The organism is Butyrivibrio sp. NC3005, assembly GCF_000424545.1.
Taxonomy (GTDB): Bacteria; Bacillota; Clostridia; order Lachnospirales; family Lachnospiraceae; genus Butyrivibrio.
Genome location: NZ_AUKC01000003.1, coordinates 141378 through 163444, shown reverse-complemented (window position 1 = coordinate 163444; position 22067 = coordinate 141378). Strand labels below are relative to the sequence as shown.

The following is a 22067-nucleotide window of genomic DNA, read 5'->3' as shown; positions in this document are numbered from 1 at the left end:
TCCTTAGAATGTAATTAATTACATTCTAAGAAGATCATTATGAGATGTCATTTGTCCGGATGATTCAGATATGGCTTCCGAAATGATGCTGGCTAAAGATTTAAACGAGAATGGAAGCATTATTTCTAAAACATGGTATTATTCTACAGAATTGAGAGTATTTTGCCAGCAATGGTTTCTTAGAATAGGATTATTGTTTTATCCTGACAATTGGCATAGAGCTAGGATTATTGGTGGATTACTGATGATAATGGTAACTGTTCTGATCAGTTACATTTTTCTTATAATGGCAGGATGTAGAAGAGAATACGCTGCATTTGGAGCTGGTATTATGGCTTGGCCATTTGGAAGAGAGTACTATTTCTATGCTATTTGGGGGCTATATTACTTATCTCATATTATATTGGCAATGATACTGATTTCATTGTTTATATCCTGTTATAAGAAAATAGAAACAAAAGGAACTTTTAAGCTCCAAATAATGTTGTGTCTTTTAGTATCTTTTTTGTGTGGATTGAACGGAATTCGCTTGATTTATTCAGTATTTGTCCCACTAGTTCTTACGTGCTTGATATTGGTCTTTTTTGATAAAGAGAAAAAATCCTTAAAAAAGCTGTATCTCTCAATGTTGATGCTGATTTTGGGCGGAGCTGGGATGATATTTAATGAAATGGTATTAACTAAGAATTATCATTTTTGTACATTTGATTTTATTTCTTGCTATTCTGAATTTCCAAGATCTATAGAAGACTTATTGAGAGATTATTTTTGTTATTTTGGTTATCAACCAGGAGCTAACATTTTTAATTTTATTGGAATTGCTTCTGTTGTGGGCATCCTTTTTGGAATTATTGTTTTCTTCTGCTCTATTCGTCTTCTTTTGTATTTAAAAAACTCGATTCTGATAAACAGACGTTGGTGGCATATTACCATTCTGCGCTTTGGGTTCATTTATTGATGTTTTATTTTCTGGATTACTACTGTCCACAGTTTTTTTGACTCTAATACCATTTGCTATTTCGATGGTGGTAATAGAGATCGAAAGCGAAGAATGGAATTATGTTGCAATAAAAAAGATAATTGTAGCTGTTATTGCAGCGGCTGTCTGCATTTGCTCAAAGGCATCTGTAGAGGGAGAACAAACACAACCCAAGTATGCTTGGCACTCCTCCTATTCACAAAAACAGGCGGTTGAATACCTGCTTGAAAATGAGTATTATCAGGGTTTTGGCTCCTTTTGGCAGTGCAATGTTTTAACAGAGCTATCTAATGGCCAGATAGAAATGTGGGATATAGGATGGAGCTTGGATGGAAAGAATAATTTAGAAATACTTGAATGGCTTCAGCTTTTAGAACATGCAGAGAGCTTACCTATTGGCAAAACATTTATTTTTTATAATAAAGTTGATGATCGTGGTTTTGATACGTGTCCATTACTCAAAAACGGAAAAATGGTTTTTGAAAATGGGTACTATTACATTTTTGTATATGATTCTGTTGAAGAAATGTTGGAAGGGGTGGAGTAGCAAGAATCTAGGTGCCAGGCGCAATAATTTGAATTATAATTTCAGTGAAGAGGTAAATTCCACCTACGCTCCATTTGCATGACTTTTGGAACAAAGTGACAAGAAGTTATATATTCTTGTGACTTCGATTCAGAAATCCGCATTTTCTGCGGATTTCGTGAGAATATGATTCAAGTGGCAAACAAGCCCACGACGAAGTCGTCTTAAAATGGCTTGTTTGCTTAGTTTTTGGAACGAAGTGACAAAAAACTATGCATTTGTGATAGTTGCGGGGAATTTGTGCTAAGCGTATACTAAACACATACGCATAAATAATAATACTAATTCACTTAAATACGCTAGTTTGATTGCATAGGCGTTAGTTGATCAGATATTCTGGAGAACCCGTGCAAGAAACTTGAGGATTAGTAGTAAAGTGTTTTGTTTTGCATATTAGGGGAAATGAACTATGAGCAAAGAAATATCAACCTCAATTTATTCGTTTAAAGATTTAATTGAAAATAATTGCATATATATTGATAAGACGAAATATCTGTACGATATAGTCACGGCTGCCAAGGGGCAGTTTTTCTGCGCTCGCCCCAGAAGATTTGGTAAGAGTCTTACTATATCTACCATAGAGGCTATATTTAGAGGTCAAAAAGAATTATTCAAAGATTGCTATATATATAAAGAAACCAATTATAACTGGGAAGAGTACCCGATTATTCATTTGGATTTTGGAAGAGCAAATCTGACAAGAATAGATTTATTATCTTCCTGGCTTGTTCAGACACTTAACAATATTGCTGAAAGCTATGGGGTTAGAGTTCAAAACGAAGACCCAGCCCTTCTTTTTGGCGAACTCATAGAGGGCTTGTATCGCAAGAATTCTGTGGGAGTTGTAGTTCTTATTGATGAATATGACAAGCCAATAATGGAGCATTTGGAAAATGAGGATGAAGCTGAAGTCTTTCGTACCTTCATGGAAACATTCTACCAAATGATCAAGGGATATGAGCAATATGAGCGTTTTGTATTTATGACCGGAGTTATTAAGTTTGCTAAACTGTCTATTTTTAGTAAGCTTAATAGCCTGACGGACATCAGTATGGATAAAAAGTACGCTTGTATGTTTGGATATACTGCAGATGAAATTGAAATGTACTTTGGCGAATATATAGATGAATTGGTAAAAAAAAGGATATATGATGAAAATCGAATTTTGCTAGATCGAAAAGGTATTCTTGAGGCCTTGAAAAGATGGTACGATGGCTTTAGATTCTTTCCCAGGGAGGAAAGCGTTTATAATCCTGTTTCTATAGGTTCTTTTTTTAGGAGTGAAGGTATTTTTTCAAATTACTGGTTTGAAACTGGAACACCAAAAGTATTAACCAAGACCATGCAGTTAATACATATTACACTTGATGATGTCAGAAATCCTATTATTTCAAGAGATACATTTAGCGTATTTGATATTACTGAGTTTGCATTTTCCGTAGAAGGTATCAGAGATAATATATCCAGAAAACAAATTGGTAAACAGAAATTTATGCAGCTGCTATACCAGACAGGATATATGACAATTGGTGATGTTCCGGAGGATGGATTAAGTGATTCGTATTATCCAATGCATTTTCCTAATAAAGAAGTTAGAGATTCTTTTCAAAAGAGTATAGTGTCTCTATTTGTAGATGAGGATCTTGCTGACTTTTCAGCCACAGTCGATTTTATTAAGCGTGCTGCTAGAGAAGGAAATAGCAACGATATTAGAAAATATATGGAAAATGTCTTTGCTAATATTCCATATTCTATTCAGATTGCAGAAGAGAAATACTATCAGTCTATTATGTATACGGTCTTCTTTTTGTGTGGAATGGATATTGATGTAGAAGAGGCAACTAATATAGGCAGAATAGATGCAGTAATGGAAGCTGGTAAGCATCTTTACATTTTTGAGTTTAAGTTCGAGAAAACTGTTGAGGAAGCGCTTGAACAGATTGAAAAGAAAGAGTATGTAAATAAATATCTTGTTAATGCGGAAGAGAAAGGTCAGATCATTCATAAGATTGGTGTTGAGTTTTCTTATAATAGGGATAAGCGTAATATTGTTGAATGGAAAGAAGCATAGGAATTATCAGAACTGGGTAATGGTTTATAGAATTTTATATGGCTTTTATTTAAATCTCAAAGAGGAATTGGACATGGATACTGAATCTGTTGGAAAATCAGATTACGTAGCAAAAACAGGGGGAAAATAGGTATAAATTCCTTCGTTTTGATAACTGGTTATTTCATGTGTGAGCACAATATCACAGCTAAGAAGTTTGCTAAGTTAGTCTTTGAATGGCTTTTTTATAAGTATGTATTCATGGCTATATTCTTTATTGCTGGATATCAGAAATATACGTTGCTATCCTTTATTAAAGCGCTTATTCCCATAACTGAGATTGATAAAAATTTTACTGCTTGCTTTTTGGTTTTCTATTTACTAATTCCTTTTTTAAATATTTTAATTAGGAATATATCAAAACGTCAGCATTTTTTACTAACTGAAACTTCGCAGTTATAAAACCGCGATTGAACTTTGAAAATTCAATAGAAATTGGCAATTAAGTACCAATCTTGCCGCCTGAAGATGGCGCTGCATGGAAGGTGTAAGTGCGGAAACAAACTTGTCTATCATTGAAGATATTTTTTCTTCATTGAGGTCAAATTCTTCAATCATCATATTCGAGAAAATTTCCATGATGATGTTGAAAGCATAGGCAAATGTGACGTCGGCAACTTCATCCATAAATAAGCAAATAGCTCACCTAAAGTCCTCGGATCTTCTGATTCACGGTTTTCTACTGCAAGCATCATATGTTGGCAGCAAGAAGTGTAGTAAAACGAATCCAATTTATGCTGATACTCTTCATGAAACGATAGTATGTATCTTTGGCAAAAGATAATTCGTTATTACCAAGAATCATATCCATATACATTGATTTGTTCCTAAACATCAAAGCAAATGCATAACTCATTATCTGGAGCGGTGTATGCGCCTTTTGATTTCTTGGCATTTGATGCTTTAAGAACAGTTGATAAATGAAAACGTTCAAAAAAGTACCTAATAGATCTTGGCAGAGAGTACTTGCGGATTATACTATTGGTTTGAAAAGTGATATGTGGAATACAGTCAAGCTTTTTGCCTAGAGATTGTATTAAGTGATTAATAATATCAAGATTTATGATTGAATGGGTTAAAATGTACTTGCGGAGGTATGCATAAACAATGGGATTGTACTTGGATTCTAGAGATTCATATGTACTTTACAAAAAAATCAGGAATAGTAAATGGTTTGTTGATAAAACAAATCTTATATGTGAAGTAAGCGACAGGATAGGGACTACTGAAAACTATATATGTATTACCAGACCCCGTAGATTTGGAAAAACAGCAGCGGCAAATATGTTGTCTGCTTTCTTTTGCTGTGCATTTGATTCTCATGAGCTGTTTTCACAGTGTAACGTGGAAAATAGTCTTGTTTATAAAAAATACTTAAATAAGCATCATGTCATTAGTATTGACTTTAGTAAAATGGATGATATGTGCGATAGTTATGATTGTTATATTGAAACTATTAAGAGTATACTGATTGATGATTTGATAAGAGAATTTAGTGGTGTGGAATGCAGAAAAGGAAGCACAGTAACAGAATATCTCCGAAAAATATTTGATGAAACAGGGACTCAGTTTATATTTATTCTTGACGAATGGGATGCAGTCTTCCATATGAATTTTATAACTGAACGTGATCGTGAGCGATATTTACTGTTTTTGAAAAATTTGCTTAAGGATCAGGCATACGTAGAACTGGCATATATGACGGGGATATTGCCTATTGCCAAATACTCTAGTGGTTCAGAATTGAACATGTTTTTAGAATACACTATGGCAAGTGAAGAAAAATTCAGCAAGTTTTTTGGCTTTTCTCAGTATGAAGTGGAGAAATTGTTCAAATCATTTTTAACTACTGTGAGAAATCCAAGATTGACATTAGAAGAGCTGGGAGATTGGTATGATGGTTATCATACGTTTTTAGGGGATAGAGTATATAACCCTAGATCTGTAATAGCTGCGCTTACAAACAATAATTTAGGAAATTACTGGACAAGTTCAGGTCCTTATGATGAAATTTTTTATTATATAAAGAACAATGTTGATGGTGTAAAAGATGATTTGGCATTAATGATATCGGGAGAAAAGGTTAGATGTGAAGCAAAGGAGTATGCAGCTACATCAATGAACCTTAAGACGAGAGATGAAATATTATCAGCAATGGTTGTGTATGGCTTTCTAAGTTTTTCAAAAGGATATGTGATGATTCCTAACAGAGAGCTGATGGGACAATTTGCTGATATGCTTTGCAAGGAAGAAAGCCTGGGTTATGTGCATAGATTATCAAAGGAATCAGAGAAAGTTGTATCAGCAACATTAAATTGTGAAGGGAATATTATAGCAGATGTTTTAGAGGAAATTCATGATTCTGAAACCCCGATTTTACAATATAATAATGAATCGGATTTATCTGCTGTAGTAAATTTGGCATATTTATCTGCAAGAGATAGATTCGATGTGCATAGAGAAGATAAAAGTGGAAAAGGATTCGTTGATTTTATTTTTTATCCTAAATATGATGAAAGAGTCGGAATAGTATTAGAACTCAAGTTGGACTCGACAGCTAACGAAGCTATAGATCAGATTAAGAGAAAAAAATATATTCAGAGATTTAAAGGCCTTGTTGCGGAAGAATGAAAAGTAGATTTTGTAATAATAGTAGGGATAAGTTATGATAAAAAGCTAAAGAAACATACCTGTATAATAGAAAAAGTTGTACTTAAATAATGTGAATGATATTGTCACCATTCCATTCAATAGGGTTAGGAGGAGGCAATAATACTGTTCTATATTGTCACCAAATGATTTCGCTGTTTACAGCGCTTATTTGTTGGTGTTATATTGTTTTTGTTGCTAGGAAAAATAAGATAATAAAAGTATAAGTGGTTGTTGAAGACATTATGAAGACTTTGCTTGATAAATTCGAAAAGAAAAACATTTTTATAAAGTATTCAATACTGTTTTTTATTTGCGGAGGAATAATCTTTTCTCCGCAGATTATTTTGCACAGAAGTTTTGTATCGTTTAATGACAATTTTAATCAGTTCTATCCTGTTTTGTGTAAGCTTGCAAAGATATATAGGAATTTAATTCCCGATATTTTGCATGGACACTTTTCGACTTATGATACTACACTTGGATTTGGTGATGATATCATAGGTGTTTTGGGTTTTTACGGACTTGGAGATATTTTTACTTTGCCATCAGTCTTTTTTCCTGAGAAGTATATGAGTTATTGCTTTTCATTAATGGTGGTTGTAAGGTTGTATTTATGCGGACTTAATTTCATCATTTATGCAAGATTCAAGAAGTTCGATGATATTAAGGCTATTATTGGCGGACTTTTATATGCATTTAGTTTTTCCACTATAATAATAGGGCTTTCAGCATTTACTTTTGTTTCAAGTCCTGTATACTTCCCATTGATTATACTCGGAATAGATAAAATCTTAGAGAAGAAGGCATCTTTGAAAGATAACATATATTTTATATGCGTGATTTTTCTACAGTCTATGTGCGGGTTCTATTTTTTGTACATGGACATTTTGGCATGTCTTTTTTATCTTATCTTATCTTTATTTTTCATGATTAAGGATAGAGAAAGTGAAGCAGTTAAGGCAAGTGATATTTTAAAAAGACTGTTTAATATTGCAGCATCTGCGACTGTCGGCGTAGCTATGTCGGCGTTTTTACTTCTTCCTCAGGTTATTTACTATTTTCAAACTCAAAGAGGACAGTCCACGAATGTGTCTTTTTTTAATAGTTATTTTGTCTACGAATGGAAGCATTTAAAAGAAGTGTTGTCTAATATTATGCTACCTACAAGGGGACTGTATGAATATGGACTAGTGCTTACAATAATGATGTTTTTTATTTGCATTTGTTGTATTAGCAATATTTACTATATTTGTAGTGGCAAATGTAACAGGAAATATTCAGGAAAAAACTTGGGACAATATATAGAAGGAGATTTAGAGGATTATTCAGAAGAACATCAAGAAGAGCAATTGAAAAATCATTTAAGAAGAGGTACTAAGAATTCTTTATTATGTCTTGTTTCAGTTATAGGATATTTTTTTCCAGCAGTATGCACGATAATGAATGGATTTTCTCATCCTGAGATTAGATGGATTTATATTGGAATTTTCTTTTTAATATTTGCATCTTTGGATTATCTTGATGATTTTATAAGTCATATGTCTAAAAGAAGGCTTTGGTGTTACTTTATAACTTATGCAGTTTTAATATTTGGAATTGGTATTTCGGATACTACTGCATCACAGAAGCTTGTCAGGGTTGCTATATACTCTGCATTGTGGGCTGTGGGTTATAAGATTTTAAAAATTATTACTAATCAAAATGAAGTGATAGACAGAAAAGAAGATTGTAAAAAAGAAGTTTGCAAAAAAGAAGATTATAAAAAAGTCGGCAAATTGCGTAGCAAAGAGGCTAGTAATATAAGTATTTTTAAATTTCAAAGGATGCTACTTTCCTTAATGCTGGTAAATATGATATTGACTATGTTTCTTGAAAATGCGCCGATTAAAATAGGTGGTTCTGGTGCTGCTTCTGACTTTATTGCATTAAACTTTGTTGATTGCAGGATTAAAGATTCGAAATTATCTGAATTTGCAGGTAATAGCAGGGAAAATGAGTTTAACAGGATTGATGTAAATGATACTTCGCTAGATGCACCGCTTCAACTTGGTATTAACAGCACATATATGTATTATAGTTTGTGCAACGGGCAGATTTTTAACTTTTTCGAGAAAATGAGAGTTTCACCGGCAATTATCCAGACTTTTTGTCTGCAAGGACTTGATTCGAGGAAGATTCTAGAGTCTTTATTTAGTGTATCTTCGTATGCCAAGAATACAGATTCAGAGGGAAAAGAAATGGAAATAGTAAAAAATGACCATTTTCTTCCTCTTGGCATTATGTATGATGAGGCTATAGGCGAGGATCAAGTAGAAGAGCTTGATTATATTTCTAAGATGAATCTTCTTACTAAAGCGGTTATTGTGGACAATAGAATAACTCCTAATAATGAGTATAGTGTTAAAGAGTGCTATGACAATTCATCTGGTAACACTTATAAAGCAATTAGTGGAGATAGTAGTTTTAATACTAAAGACTATGTCAAAGTTCAGGAACAAATTCCGTTTAAGATGGAGTTTGAAGATGTTAAAACTGATGATAAAACGCTTTCTGGTAAGAAGGGCGCTAAGATTAAGCTTGTTTTTGATAGTACAGATTCTCGTATGAAGGATGTTGATAACTATGGATGTGAGTTGTATTTGAAGATAAAAAATCTGACATCTCATCCGGAGTTTGCTAATAATATCCAATTAGCTGATAGATCGATTAGAATCTGGGATCCAAAGATTGAGTGGTTCTATCATGGAAATTATGACTATTTAATAAATGTGTCATCTTGTATTCAAAATGGATGCGTTGAACTGACATTTCAGGATGATGCTGTTTATAATTATGATGGTTTTGAATTAATTCTTAATAAGATGGTTGATTATGAGGATAACTACAAAAAGTTATTAGAAAACTCAAATATTATCACGGATAGAGAACATGAAGATAACAGTTTTATCTTTAGAACAGATGAAATAAGTGATGCAAAATGGATGTTTGTTAGCTTCCCGTATAGCGATGGTTGGTCATGTGAGATTGATGGTCAAAAGACTGATATAAAAAAGGCGGACTATGGCTTTATGGCTGTGAAGGTTCCTAAAGGAAAGCATGAAATAGCATTTACATACAATACTGTAGGCCTTTTGGCTGGTGGAGTAATAAGTGTTATTGGATTGGCCTTTTTTATAATACTTATTGTAAGAGCTATTGTGACTATTAAAATGGAGAAAAAATAATGAATTTGGTATCTTCAAAAAGGATGGTTCTTCCAGATGTTCTTAAAGGAATTGGAATTATATTAGTAGTAATGGGGCATAATATACAGTTTGGATCTGGACGAGAGTATCTAGCAGATGATAGGCTGTTTTTTGGTAACTTTTTATTCAAACTTATTTATACATTTCATATGCCTTTGTTCATGCTCATAAGTGGTTATTTCTTTTCTATGTCAGCAAAAAGGCACACTATAAGAGAAATATGCAGGTCGAGATTTTACAAAATCTTTGTTCCTATGGCTATGTGGAATCTGGTGCATTTTTTGGTGACGATTATACGAGGTTTAAAGTGGGCTGAATACCCGTATCCTCTTCATTGCATTAGGGTGTATTTTGAAACGTTTGTGAAAAACTGGTGGTTTTTGTGGGCACTTCTTATATACAGTGTATTAATGATTCCTGTATTAAAGATAAAGAATAGCCTTTGTAAGGCTGTGTATTTACTATGCATATTTGCTTTAATGCATGTTACACCTGATTCATACAGTTTTAATTGTTATAAATATTGCAGCATTTATTTTGTGACGGGATTTTACTGGCACCATTTTAATCTGCAAGATACCAGGATTATTTCATGTTTTAGAAAGAACGAGATTATAACTTTGATTCTTTTTTCGGGGATATTTGTGTTAATGTTTCCATTTATGACTAGAGATACCTATGCGTATACAACTGGTGTAACTTTGCTGAGTAAAGATGTCTGTACTCAAATCTATAATAATACGTTTAGGTGGATTATTGGATATGTCGGATGCATTTGTTTTATTCTCTTTGTAAAGATTATTATTAGTGGAAAAGAAAATAGCAAAGTGGTGTTAGAACTTTCCAAAATAGGAAGAAATACGATAGGAATATACATTATAAGTGGATTGTTCGAGAATTATTGCATGCCAAAGCTGACATCTAAACTTTTCTTTAATCCAGTTATCTTGCTGTTAGAAACTGTTTTGTTAATGCTGTTTTGTGGGATTGTTATTAAAGGTATAAGGAAGAACGAAAAAGCTTCAAAGCTTTTGTTAGGGGATTAAAGGAGAGGAAAATGAAGAAAAATAAGGCAATACAGGGGATTAGAGTAATTGCTTTTTTTATGGTGTTTTTTTACCATTGTTTTTTTAAAAAAACAAATTTTTTTGAGTACGGTGGAGCAATTGGCGTTACTATATTTTTTCTGTTATCAGGTTTTTGTATGACTTATAATCACTATAATGAGAAAATAGAAATAAGTCCCACGAATTGTTTTTTTTATGCATTTAACAAGATAAAAAAGCTATATCTTTTATATTTTATCGTGTTGTGTGCAGCGGTATTTCCATATATTTTGGAAATACTACACTCAGATAGTGCCAATACTATAAAAACTTTGATTATAGATTTTATTGCAGAGGCTTTACTGGTGCAGTCATTTGTTCCAGAGACATTAAGAATTCCGCCTATTGTACCATCTTTTTGGTATATGAGCGCATTGTTTTTTATTTACATGCTTTTTCCGGTAATACAAATGATGTTGTATAAGAAGAATAAGAAAAAATTACAAGCTAATATTCTATTTTCTTTTATAATAATGATGTTGCTGGGAGTAGGAGTGGCTTATGTAAATTATGATATAGGAAAGTGGTTTACCTATTACAATCCTTTTTATCGTATATTTGAATTTTTTATTGGATGTAATCTTGGGTGTTTGTATCATTTGAAGTTTTTGAATCAAAAAATGCCAGGAGAGATTTCCAAAAAATCAGCCAATAAGAAGATATTATCAGTTTCAGATAACAAGTCAATTTTAGCAATTGATAAAAACGCTTCTGATAAAAAAGGTGGATTAACTATAAAGAGCTCAGCGTTACTATATACTATTTGTGAAATCGCTATAGTTTTATTGATGCTGATAACTAATATTGTTGTTACTAAGTGCAATTGCGAGGCTTTTTTGAAAACAATGCCAAATGGTATTTCTATTATATTTGGCATGGAAGCATGTATTTTTATATGGATTTTTGCAAAAGAAGAGGGAAGTCTTTCAAAGGTTCTAACTATGCCTGCTGTTCAGTATCTTGCGTTGCTTAGTGGAATACTGTATTTAGTTCATGGAACAGTGCTTAGATATTCAGAGATTGTGGTGTGGCATACTATTGGCGAAGAGTACGTATATACTGTAGTAAAGGCAGCACTTGGACTTATGCTAACTTTAATATTGGCAATTATGTGGAGAAGGTTAAGTAGCTGTTTGGTGAAAAAAGAGGATGCATATGACTACAAGAGCGTTACCGATTGGAATAGAAAGCTTTGAAAAAATAATAAGAGAAAATTATTACTATGTTGATAAAACGGGCCTGATTGCAGACTTATTGATGAATAGGGCCGAAGTTACGCTGTTTACCAGGCCAAGGCGATTTGGTAAATCGCTTAATATGAGCATGCTTAAAGCTTTTTTTGGCATAGGAACAGATAATTCTTTGTTTGATGGGCTTAGGATATCAGAAGAAAAAGATATGTGTGATGAATATCTTGGTAAGTATCCAGTCATATCTATTACCTTGAAAGATGTTTCGGGCATTGACATTAATGAAGCTAAATCTCAAATAAAGACAATCATCGGAAAAGAAGCTCTTAAGTATATAGGTGTATTACAGGACGATAAATTAACGAATGAAGAAAAATCTATCTTTCAAGCAATTGTCGAGGTGAAAAATGGCGAATTTGCAATGGATGATATGGTTCTAAGAAACAGTTTGATGAATCTGACTCATATATTAGAAAAACACTATGAGAAAAAAGTTGTTCTGTTAATAGATGAATATGATGTTCCACTTGATAAAGCTCACCTTGGAAAGTATTATGATGAGATGTCAGCACTTATAAGAGATTTATTAAGCGCTGTCCTAAAAAGTAATGATAGTTTGAAACTATCAGTCCTTACAGGGTGTTTAAGAATTGCCAAAGAGAGCATTTTTACTGGATTAAATAATCTTAGAGTTCAGTCTATATCAGATGTTGGTTTTAGTGAATGGTTTGGTTTCTCAGATAAAGAAGTTGAAAAGCTTTTAGATAATTACGGATTTAAAGAAAAGTGTAATCTTGTAAAAGAATGGTATGACGGATATAGATTTGGAAAGGCTAATGTATATTGTCCATGGGATGTTATAAACTATGTGCAGACGTTGAGAGCAGATAAAGATGCAGCTCCGGAATTGTATTGGTCCAACACAAGCGGCAATGACCTTCTCTATGATATGATTGCAGGAGCAAATGATCAGACCAAGCATGAGATAGAAATGTTGCTATCAGGAGAATCAGTAAAAAAAGAGATTCATTCAGAACTTACCTATAGGGATATAAGTGATTCAATTGATAATATCTGGAGCGTTCTATACATGACTGGATATCTGACAATGAGATCCAGAAATGAATATGGAGAATATGAACTAGTTATTCCAAATAGGGAGATATATTCACTTGTAAAGAGCAATATCTATCAGTATTTGAAAAAAGATGCTATTAATAATTCTCAAAAAGCCGCATGCCTTTTTGATGCAATAATAGAGGGCAGGTTAGAGAAAATAGAAAAGATTTTTGGTGACTATCTAATCAGTCATATCAGTATTCGTGATACTAATGTTAAAAAAGAAATGAAAGAGAATTTCTATCACGGATATTTGTTGGGAATACTAAGTGCCGTTTCTAATGCAGTTGTTTCAAATAGAGAATCCGGAGAGGGATTTGCTGATATTATTATAAAATCAGCAGAGAAGAGAGTAGGCGTGGTATTAGAAATAAAATATGCTGAGGATGAGAGATTAGAAGCTTATTGTGATGATGCTCTAAAACAAATTAACGATAAAGACTATGTCAGGTCACTGATTGATGACGGAATGGATATAATCAGGAAATATGGCATAGCTTGCTATAAGAAAAGATGCAAAGTTAAGATGCTATAGCAAGTAGTGATTTATTTAAGTGTACAAAGTATTAGAGAAACGCAATATATACAACATAGTAAACTTATATGGGGCGCTACTCTTATAAAAGCGCCCTATATAAGCTTATATGCTGCAGACACATATTGTCCATATTGTAGTCTTTTCGGACTTTTTGAGAAATCAGCTCTGGATTATAGGAAGAAAAATTAGTTATCACATCATTGATTTTGACTGCTAAATCATCTGCGTTACCTGGCTCGAACAAAAGTCCATATTCAGGATGACATTTCATAATTTCAGCAGGTCCTTCCAAGTTGGATGCAACTACTACAAGTCCTGTTGCAAGAGCTTCTACAAGTGCGATTCCGAATCCTTCATATCTTGATGGAAGCACGAAAAGGTCAGCTGTAGAGAGAAGTTCTGGGATATTATCAACATTTCCGGCAAAAGAAATATTTTTTTCTAAATCTGCTTCTTTGATGTATTCAAGGATTTTGTGATAGCTTTCTTCTTGATTCCTAGCAACAGCCCCAGCAAATGTGATATGAAGTAATGGATATTTTTTAACAAGCTTTTTGGCAGCATTTACCAGCAAATCCTGCCCTTTTTTCTCCGGCATAAATCTTGCTACGTTTACGATTTCAATAGGGGTATTTTTATTAAATTTTTTTTCTTTTCTAGGAACGTATTGAAATTTATCAATATCAATTGCATTGTGAATGGTAACAACTTTGTCTGAATCAATACCTTGCGACAAAATCTCATTTCTTACCGAGTCCGATATAGCTATAGTCATATCAAGCAAAAGGTGCGCCAAGAAAATTTTTTTCTTCGAATATGTTCTGGTATAGTTTCCATTATCGTGGACTGTGTTGAGAATAGCAGTCTTATGTGAAAAAGCTTTAACGATAAAAGAGAAGATGACGCAGTTTATTCCCTGACAATGGAGAACCTGAATTTTATTTCTTTTTACTATTTTAGCTAGCTTTAACATATATGGGAAAAGCTTTTTTTCACCCATCTGGCGGTGCAGGAATATGATATGGACCTTTGGAGAGAGTAGTCCTAATAAGTCTTTATTAAAGTCATCATTAATAACAATAAGGAAAATGTTGTGACCATTTGCCGACATGTTGTTGCTCATATCTATTAGTAATCGTTCTATTCCACCAATGTTGAAAGAAAATATTAAAAATGCTATGTTCATCTGGGCTGCCTTTCTATTTTGCAAAGTTAAATATTGTTGTATTTGCTGAAATAAGAGTTTATTCTTTGCAGGAATCCCTCTTCATATGACAAGGTTTATTTGGACTCTGTGCATAATCATTAAATACATAAATCATATCATATTTTGCATAGGATTGATGCTATAATATGTAGTGCGGAATTAATTATGCTGTATTTTGGAGTGAATAACATGGGAATATATATAAATCCAGGAAATGAGAATTTTGAATCGATAGTAAACGGAATATATGTTGATAAGACAGGACTGATTGATATAGTAAATCAGTCTATTAATACTCCGGATAAGCTTATTTGTATAAGTAGGCCGAGACGATTTGGAAAATCATATACAGCCAAAATGCTATGCGCTTATTATGATAAAACGTGTAATTCATATGAGCTGTTTCAAGGAAAAGAGATATCCAAAAAAGAAAGTTTCGAGAAATATCTAAATAAGTTTAATGTAATTTATCTGGATATTACAGGCTTTGTTTCGAAAAACGCATCGGTGGAAAGCGTTGTTAAAAATATACGTGAATCAATAACAAAAGAATTAAACGATAATTTTCCTGAGGTTTCCGGCGGCTCGTTGGGAGAATTATTAGTTAAAATTCGAGAAAAATATGATAGTAAATTCTTTTTTATAATTGATGAATGGGATGCTTTTTTTAGAGAATATAAAGAAAATTCATCTGTTCAGGAAGAATATATTAATTTCTTAAGGGAAATTTTCAAGAATGGAAATGTCACAGATAGAGTAGTAGCTGGAGCATTTATGACAGGAATTCTACCTATCAAAAAATACGGGCATCAATCTGCAATTTCTGATTTTCGTGAGTACACAATGATTCAACCATCTATTTTTGCAGAATATGTTGGATTTACAACAAAAGATATTAATAAACTGGCTCAAAATTATAGTGTTGATTTTGATAAATTAAAGAAATGGTATGATGGATATAATTTTCAAAGTGTTGGGGATATATATAATCCAAATTCTGTTTGTCAGGCGGTTAGAACAGGCGTGTATGACTCATATTGGTCAAAAACAGAAACGTATAGGGCTTTGTTAGAATATATACGTTTGGACAAAAATAATCTTCAGGCAGATTTGGTTCAGATGATTGGTGGAAATGAAATGGTGGTTGATACATCAACTTTTCAAAATGATATGACATCAATTGATAGTCGTGACGATGTCTTATCTTTGTTAATACATCTGGGATATTTGGCTTATGACTTTGAAAAGCAAACTGTCAGAATACCTAATGAGGAAGTTCGAAGGGAATTATTTAATGAAGATACTAATAATACGTAACATTCCAAATTTTATGGATGTTTGCCATAATACATATAATATTCAGGAGGTTGGTCTGGCGAAGGCGTTATCCAGAATGGGACATGAATGTGATATTGTATTCTGGACTGATGGAGAGGAGCGGGAAGTCAGGCTTGATAACGGCCAGGGAGCGTTTATAACAGTTTTTTATAAAAAAGGTAAAACAATTCTAAAAAATTGTATTTATTCTTTTGAAGAGTCGTTTCTGAAAAGCTATGATATATTGCAACCTTGTGAATATAATCAAGTTCAATCTGTTATTTTGGCAAAAAAATATCCGGAAAAAACAGTGGTGTACCATGGCCCATATTTTGATGAGTTTAACAAAAGATACAATCTGATGTGCAAATTGTTGGACCCGATCATTATTCCTACATATAAAAAAATGCATACAAAATTTATGGCTAAGAGTAATCTGGCGAAAGATTTTTTGGTAAGTAAGGGTATATCGCCTGATAATATTGCAATGGTAGGCGTAGGAATGGATTCTGAAATGCTAAGTAGTTCTAAAAAGCATAGCGAATCAGATATACTGGGTAATTTGGCCGAATGCGAAATGTGTAACAGTGCATTTTTTGACAAAATAAGTCAGCAGAAGAGTGGGAAAAAGCTTCTATACATCGGAAGAATGGAAGAGAGGCGAAATGTTTTGTTTTTATTGGATGTTTTTTCAGAATACAGGAAATATGCTAAAGATGCGGTGCTGTATATGATAGGAACCGGAGACGACGAATACTGTAACAGGGTTCGGAATAAGATTTCGGAGTTGGGAATCGGTAATAGTCTGGTTTGGGAACAGAAAATGGAACAGAAGTATCTTTCTAATATATATAAGCTCACGGATGCATTCCTTCTTCCAACCAGATATGAGATATTTGGGATGGTTCTGCTCGAAGCTATGTACTACGGCAACATTGTGTTTACCACTCAAAATGGCGGTTCTAATGTTTTAATAGATAATGATGAAAACGGTGTGATAATAACAGATAAAGATGCGAATGTTTGGGCTGGACGAATGCATGAAGTGTTAGAAAACAAGCACTTGGTAGCAACAATGGCGCAAAAAGCTTCGCTAACAATTAGAGCTGGGTATACATGGGATGAACGTGCAAGATTGTTCGTGGAAGCGTATGAAGGCGTTGGGAAAGAAAAGTGTTTTTTTTAATGATGCATCATCAATAGACGCCCAGATTTTTAGGTCGTTGTTAAAATTTTGATATCATAATAAGCAGGCATGTGATTTAGTTATTTGGTTATATGGATAAGATTGGAAAAAGCTTCTATACATTGGAAGAATGGAAGAGAGGCGAAATGTTCTGTTTCTATTGGATGTTTTTTAGAATACAGGAAATATTCTACTTGTTGCAATAAATTATGATAAAGATAATAAAAATAGAAGCAAGAATTTTAAGTACCATAGCTGCAAAATCAATAGAGCTTGAAAGTGACAAAATGAGTAGATATAGGAGGGAAGATGCAACGTATTAAAATAAAAGATTTTATAAAAAAGAACTTGAAAAACATTTTGGCTACAATGTTTCTGATAGCAGGATTAATATATGATATGTATTTGTACATATCTCCAGGTAAATGGTTTGTAGATTCAGATATGGCTTCTGAGATGATGCTGGCTAAAAAACTTAATGATGAAGGCGGGATTCTTTCAAAGACATGGTATTATTCTACAGAATTGAGAGTTTTTTGCCAGCAATGGTTTTTGAGAATCGGTATATATGTGTATCCGGGTAACTGGCATAGAGCTAGGCTTATCGGAGGATTCTTGATGATTCTTGTAGCAGTATTATCTGCTTATTTTTTCTTTAAGATGGCAGGATGTAGCAAAGAAGGCGCCATGTTTGGGGCGGGTATAATGGCTTGGCCATTTGGAAGAGAGTACTATTTTTATGCTATTTGGGGATTGTACTATTTGTCGCATATTATTCTGGCAGTGATTTTAGTTTTAATGTTTTTATGGTGTTTAAAGAACTTTGATGCTAAGGATAGAAAATTAAAAGTTCTTTTATGCCTCATAGCTTCTTTTTTATGCGGATTGAATGGAATACGTTTAGTATATTCAACATTTATTCCTTTGGTATTGGCTTGTTTGATAGTTGTTTTTTTAGATAAAAAGAAAGAATCCTTGAATAAATGGTGTATATCAGCTGCGATGATGATTTTTGGTATATTAGGCTGGGGATATAATGGATTTGTACTTGTAAATAACTATCATTTTAATACTTTTGATAACATTGCTTGGAAAAAAGAGTTTTCCATAAAATTGGAAGATTTGGTAAGGGATTATTTTTGCTATTACGGGTATCAGTCAGGAGCAAAGCTTTTTAGCTTTTTGGGAATTGCATCTTGTTTTGGGATTTTATTAGCTGTTCTTGTTTTTGCATGCTCGATTCGACTTTTGTTTATATATAAAAAACTTGACTATGTTCAGCAATTATTAGTGATGTTCTATCATTCTGCACTTTTTGTGCATTTGATGATGTTTTACTTTATAGATCATTATTGTTCTCAATATTTTTTGACGCTTATACCGTTTGCTGTTTTGATGGTGATAATAGAATTTGAGACAGAAAATTGGAACTATAGAGTAACGAAGGATATATTAGCTGTAATAGTTGTGCTTTGTGTTCTTGTTTCTTCAAGAGCATCCGCTTTAGGAGAACAAACACAACCCAAATATGCTATTCATTCACAATATGCTCAACAACAGGCAGTTGAATATTTACTTGATAATGGATATACACAAGGCTTTGGCTCCTTTTGGCAGACTAATGTCCTGACTGAATTATCAAATGGTCAAATTGAAATGTGGAATATAGGATGGAGACTTAACGGCAAGGATAATATAGATATATTGGAATGGCTTCAGTCCACAGATCATGCTAAGACTCTTCCAAAAGGAAAGACATTTATTTTCTACAATAGAGTTGATGACTGGGGGTTTGATCAATGTCCACTTCTGAAAAATGGAAAAAAAGTCTTTGAGAACGGATATTATTCTATTTTTGTTTATGATTCTGCGGATGAAATAGTTAAAGGACTCAAATGATAACAAAAAATACGTTTTATGTAGATAAATTATGTAGATGATTTATATCTCGTTATGCATTATAATAGTGGTGTTTGCGTTTTTTGATGTTTGGGATTTTGATATATTTACATACTTTAGTTAGGTCAAAAGAGTATTCTTACGAATATAATGAAAATGAGGATTTCTGAATTGAAGTTACAAGAATACTAGCCAAATATATGCTTTGGCTAGTATTACCATATAATATAGTAGAAAGGAAAAGCTTTTTAAGCTTTTGATTTTTGTGATGAAGTTTTCGATAATAATACCAGTAAAAGAGATAAATGATTATATACGTACAGCTATGCCGCATTACAAGGCAATGGAATATCAGGATTATGAGATTCTTATATTCCCTGATGAACCAACAGATGAAACATTTCCAGAGATGGGAGATAAGGTTAGAATTATTCCAAGTGGAAAAACAGGCCCTGCAGAAAAGAGAGATATGGCGCTTGAATATGCAACGGGAGATATCATTGCTTTTATAGATGATGACGCATATCCATCAGCCAAGTGGCTTACTAAGGCAGCAGAATATCTGCAGAATTCTGAGTATGGCGCAGTTGGTGGTCCGGCAGTTACTGCCCCAGAAGATGATATTTGGCAGCAGGCATCTGGCAAGACCTATGAATCAAAGATGTGCAGTGGAGGATACACATACCGCTATCTTCCTGAGAAACAAAGAGAAGTCGATGATCTTCCAAGCGTAAATCTTATAGTTCGCGCAGAACTGTTTAAACAAATCGGTGGATATGATTCTAACTTCTATCCAGGCGAAGATACCAAGCTTTGTCTTGATATAGTTAATAGCGGATTTAAGATATTATATGATCCGGAGATACTCGTATATCATCATAGAAGAAGAATGTTTAAACAGCATTTAAAACAGGCAACAAATTATGCAAAGCATCGCGGATATTTTGCAAAAGTGCTTCCGCAAACTTCTAGAAAGTTTACATATTTTGTGCCGAGTCTGTTTGTATTGGGACTTATTTTAGGACCTATTCTTGGAGCTTTTTTGCCTTTTGTATGGTACATATATGGTGGAGTATTGTTGCTTTATTTTGTTCTTCTTGCATGTAGTATTCATAATGCAGGATCGTTTGCGGTATGGGGATTAACAATGCTGGGAATATTCTGTACTCACGTAGGATATGGTGTAAAGTTTGTTAGAGGATTGTTGTCAAAAGAGCTATTAAGGTAAAAATATGGGCGTATATATAAATCCGGGAAATGCTGATTTTGCTGAAATACTAAAGTTAGAATATATTGATAAGACAGATTTAATAGATATTATCAATGGCGTAGTCGAGACTAGAAAAAAACTTGTTTGCGTAAGTCGTCCTAGAAGATTTGGTAAGTCGTTTGCTGCACATATGCTATGTGCTTATTATGACTGTACGTGCAATTCTGAAAGTCTTTTTTCTGGATTAGATATAAGTAAGACTGCAAATTTCAAAAAATATCTGAATATGTACAATGTTGTATACTTGGATATTACAAGTTTTATATCCGATTTAAAAGGAAACGGAAAAAAGATTGCAGATATCACCAATACAATAAAAGAAACTATTCTAGAAGAAATGTTAAGTTACCTTCCGGATGTTGATAGGAATAAAAATTTTGCACAAATCTTATTGGAGTTTGTAGAGCACACGGGGCGAAAGATTGTTTTCATTATTGATGAGTGGGATGCAATTATTCGCGAATTCAGGAGTGATGAAGCTGAGCAGGATGCATATTTGAACTTTTTGAGAGGCATTTTCAAAAACGGAAATATTACATCAAAGGTAGTTGCAGCAGCATATATGACAGGAATATTACCTATAAAAAAGGATGGTACAGAGTCTGCTATATCGGATTTTGATGAGTATACAGTGTTAAATCCGGACAAATTTGCAATGTTTACTGGTTTTACAGAAAATGAAGTGGAATTGTTATGCAAGAAACATGACATGGATTTGAAACAGATAAAAAAATGGTATGATGGATATCATTTTGAAAACTCTGTATCTATATACAATCCTTATTCGGTAATGAATGCTATTGAAAAGAAAAGGTATGGTTCATATTGGAGAAGAACTACAGCAACAGAATCTCTTTTGGCATATATAAATATGGATTATAAGGGACTTCAAGAAGATGTTGCCAGACTGATAGCAGGTGAAAGTCTTAATGTTGATGTGAGCACATTTAATAATGATGTAGAGAATTTTGGTAATAAAGATGATGTTTTAACGTTATTAATTCACTTGGGATATCTTACGTATGATATTGACAATCAAGTAGTAAGGATTCCAAATGAAGAGGTTAAAACGGAGTTTGTGAGTCTGTTTAAAAACCGCGATAATTCCAGAATGTCGAAGTTGATAAAGAAATCAGAAAAAATACTGGAAGCTACATTGAAGTTAGATAGTCAATATGTTGCTAAGAGGATTGATGAAATAAGAGAATCTGAGTATGCTCCTACTTTTTATAATAATGAACAAGCGTTAAGATATGTAATTAAATTTGCATATATTACATGTATAGAACAGTATTTGAAAGTTGAAGAATTGCCTTCTGGGAGAGGAATTGCAGATGTAGTATTTATTCCTAGAATGCCATCTAATCGTCCGGCACTGGTAGTTGAACTAAAATGGAACAAATCATCAGAAGCTGCAATAAATCAGATAAAAGATAATAAATACCCGAGTATATTTGATGATTATATCGGTGAAGTAATCTTAGTAGGAATAAACTATGATGAAAAAACTAAATGTCATGACTGTAGCATTGAAAAAATTACTATGCATATATAAATAATTTTGAAAAAATACCAGCTAATGTGTTATCATAGAAATGTTGCTGTTATTACAGTTTGAAATTGGCAATAAGTGTATAAGAGTTTATTGTCAGAATACGTTACT

Annotated in this window: 16 protein-coding genes; 13 read left to right on the top strand and 3 right to left on the bottom strand. The window is 33.1% G+C overall.

What is annotated here, in order from left to right:
- Positions 1-70: 70 nt before the first annotated feature.
- From G634_RS0100665 to G634_RS0100655, 3 genes are all read left to right on the top strand, one after another.
- Entirely contained in the window at positions 71-958 is an 888-nt protein-coding gene (locus G634_RS0100665; RefSeq protein WP_026503674.1) for a hypothetical protein, read from the top strand.
- A complete protein-coding gene (locus tag G634_RS0100660; protein WP_026503673.1) occupies positions 942-1526 on the top strand; it encodes a hypothetical protein in 585 nt (194 codons plus the stop codon). Before G634_RS0100665 ends, G634_RS0100660 begins: the two co-directional genes overlap by 17 nt.
- A gap of 448 nt (positions 1527-1974) precedes the next feature.
- Entirely contained in the window at positions 1975-3636 is a 1662-nt protein-coding gene (locus G634_RS0100655) for an ATP-binding protein (protein ID WP_026503672.1), read from the top strand.
- Between the two features lie 435 nt (positions 3637-4071).
- On the opposite strand, the gene G634_RS0100640 is transcribed toward G634_RS0100655, so the two are convergent.
- A complete protein-coding gene (locus G634_RS0100640; protein ID WP_026503670.1) occupies positions 4072-4302 on the bottom strand; it encodes a hypothetical protein in 231 nt (76 codons plus the stop codon).
- A 64-nt stretch (positions 4303-4366) separates the two neighbouring features.
- A complete protein-coding gene (locus G634_RS0100635; RefSeq protein WP_026503669.1) occupies positions 4367-4570 on the bottom strand; it encodes a hypothetical protein in 204 nt (67 codons plus the stop codon).
- A 212-nt stretch (positions 4571-4782) separates the two neighbouring features.
- Here G634_RS0100635 and G634_RS17405 point away from each other — a divergent pair, with 212 nt between their 5' ends.
- From G634_RS17405 to G634_RS0100610, 5 genes are all read left to right on the top strand, one after another.
- Positions 4783-6306, top strand: coding sequence for an AAA family ATPase (locus tag G634_RS17405; RefSeq protein ID WP_330364720.1), 1524 nt, complete (start codon positions 4783-4785; stop codon positions 6304-6306).
- Positions 6307-6569: 263 nt separating this feature from the next.
- Positions 6570-9551 carry a YfhO family protein gene (locus G634_RS0100625; RefSeq protein ID WP_026503668.1) on the top strand — a complete coding sequence of 994 codons (2982 nt, stop codon included), beginning with the start codon at positions 6570-6572 and terminating at the stop codon, positions 9549-9551.
- The gene (locus G634_RS0100620; protein WP_026503667.1) at positions 9551-10618 is read left to right on the top strand and encodes an acyltransferase family protein; all 1068 of its coding nucleotides are present in this window, start codon (positions 9551-9553) and stop codon (positions 10616-10618) included. Before G634_RS0100625 ends, G634_RS0100620 begins: the two co-directional genes overlap by 1 nt.
- An 11-nt stretch (positions 10619-10629) precedes the next feature.
- Complete coding sequence (locus tag G634_RS0100615) at positions 10630-11874, top strand: acyltransferase family protein (RefSeq protein WP_026503666.1); 1245 nt, start codon at positions 10630-10632, stop codon at positions 11872-11874.
- Complete coding sequence (locus G634_RS0100610; protein WP_330364719.1) at positions 11834-13522, top strand: AAA family ATPase; 1689 nt, start codon at positions 11834-11836, stop codon at positions 13520-13522. Before G634_RS0100615 ends, G634_RS0100610 begins: the two co-directional genes overlap by 41 nt.
- A gap of 82 nt (positions 13523-13604) precedes the next feature.
- Here G634_RS0100610 and G634_RS0100605 read toward each other — a convergent pair whose 3' ends face one another.
- Positions 13605-14711 (bottom strand): glycosyltransferase family 4 protein, encoded by a 1107-nt coding sequence (locus G634_RS0100605; protein WP_026503664.1) that lies wholly within the window; start codon positions 14709-14711, stop codon positions 13605-13607.
- A gap of 210 nt (positions 14712-14921) precedes the next feature.
- On the opposite strand from G634_RS0100605, the gene G634_RS17400 reads away from it, so the two are divergent.
- From G634_RS17400 to G634_RS0100580, 5 genes are all read left to right on the top strand, one after another.
- Positions 14922-16049 carry an AAA family ATPase gene (locus G634_RS17400; protein ID WP_035798372.1) on the top strand — a complete coding sequence of 376 codons (1128 nt, stop codon included), beginning with the start codon at positions 14922-14924 and terminating at the stop codon, positions 16047-16049.
- Positions 16027-17235: a glycosyltransferase family 4 protein gene (locus tag G634_RS0100595; RefSeq protein WP_026503663.1), complete on the top strand. Its 1209-nt coding sequence runs from the start codon at positions 16027-16029 to the stop codon at positions 17233-17235. The genes G634_RS17400 and G634_RS0100595 overlap by 23 nt, the downstream gene beginning before the upstream one ends.
- Before the next feature lie 309 nt (positions 17236-17544).
- Positions 17545-19134, top strand: coding sequence for a hypothetical protein (locus G634_RS0100590; protein WP_026503662.1), 1590 nt, complete (start codon positions 17545-17547; stop codon positions 19132-19134).
- 268 nt (positions 19135-19402) lie between these two features.
- Positions 19403-20362, top strand: coding sequence for a glycosyltransferase (locus G634_RS0100585; protein ID WP_035798368.1), 960 nt, complete (start codon positions 19403-19405; stop codon positions 20360-20362).
- Between the two features lie 4 nt (positions 20363-20366).
- A complete protein-coding gene (locus tag G634_RS0100580; RefSeq protein ID WP_026503660.1) occupies positions 20367-21959 on the top strand; it encodes an AAA family ATPase in 1593 nt (530 codons plus the stop codon).
- Positions 21960-22067 lie beyond the last annotated feature (108 nt).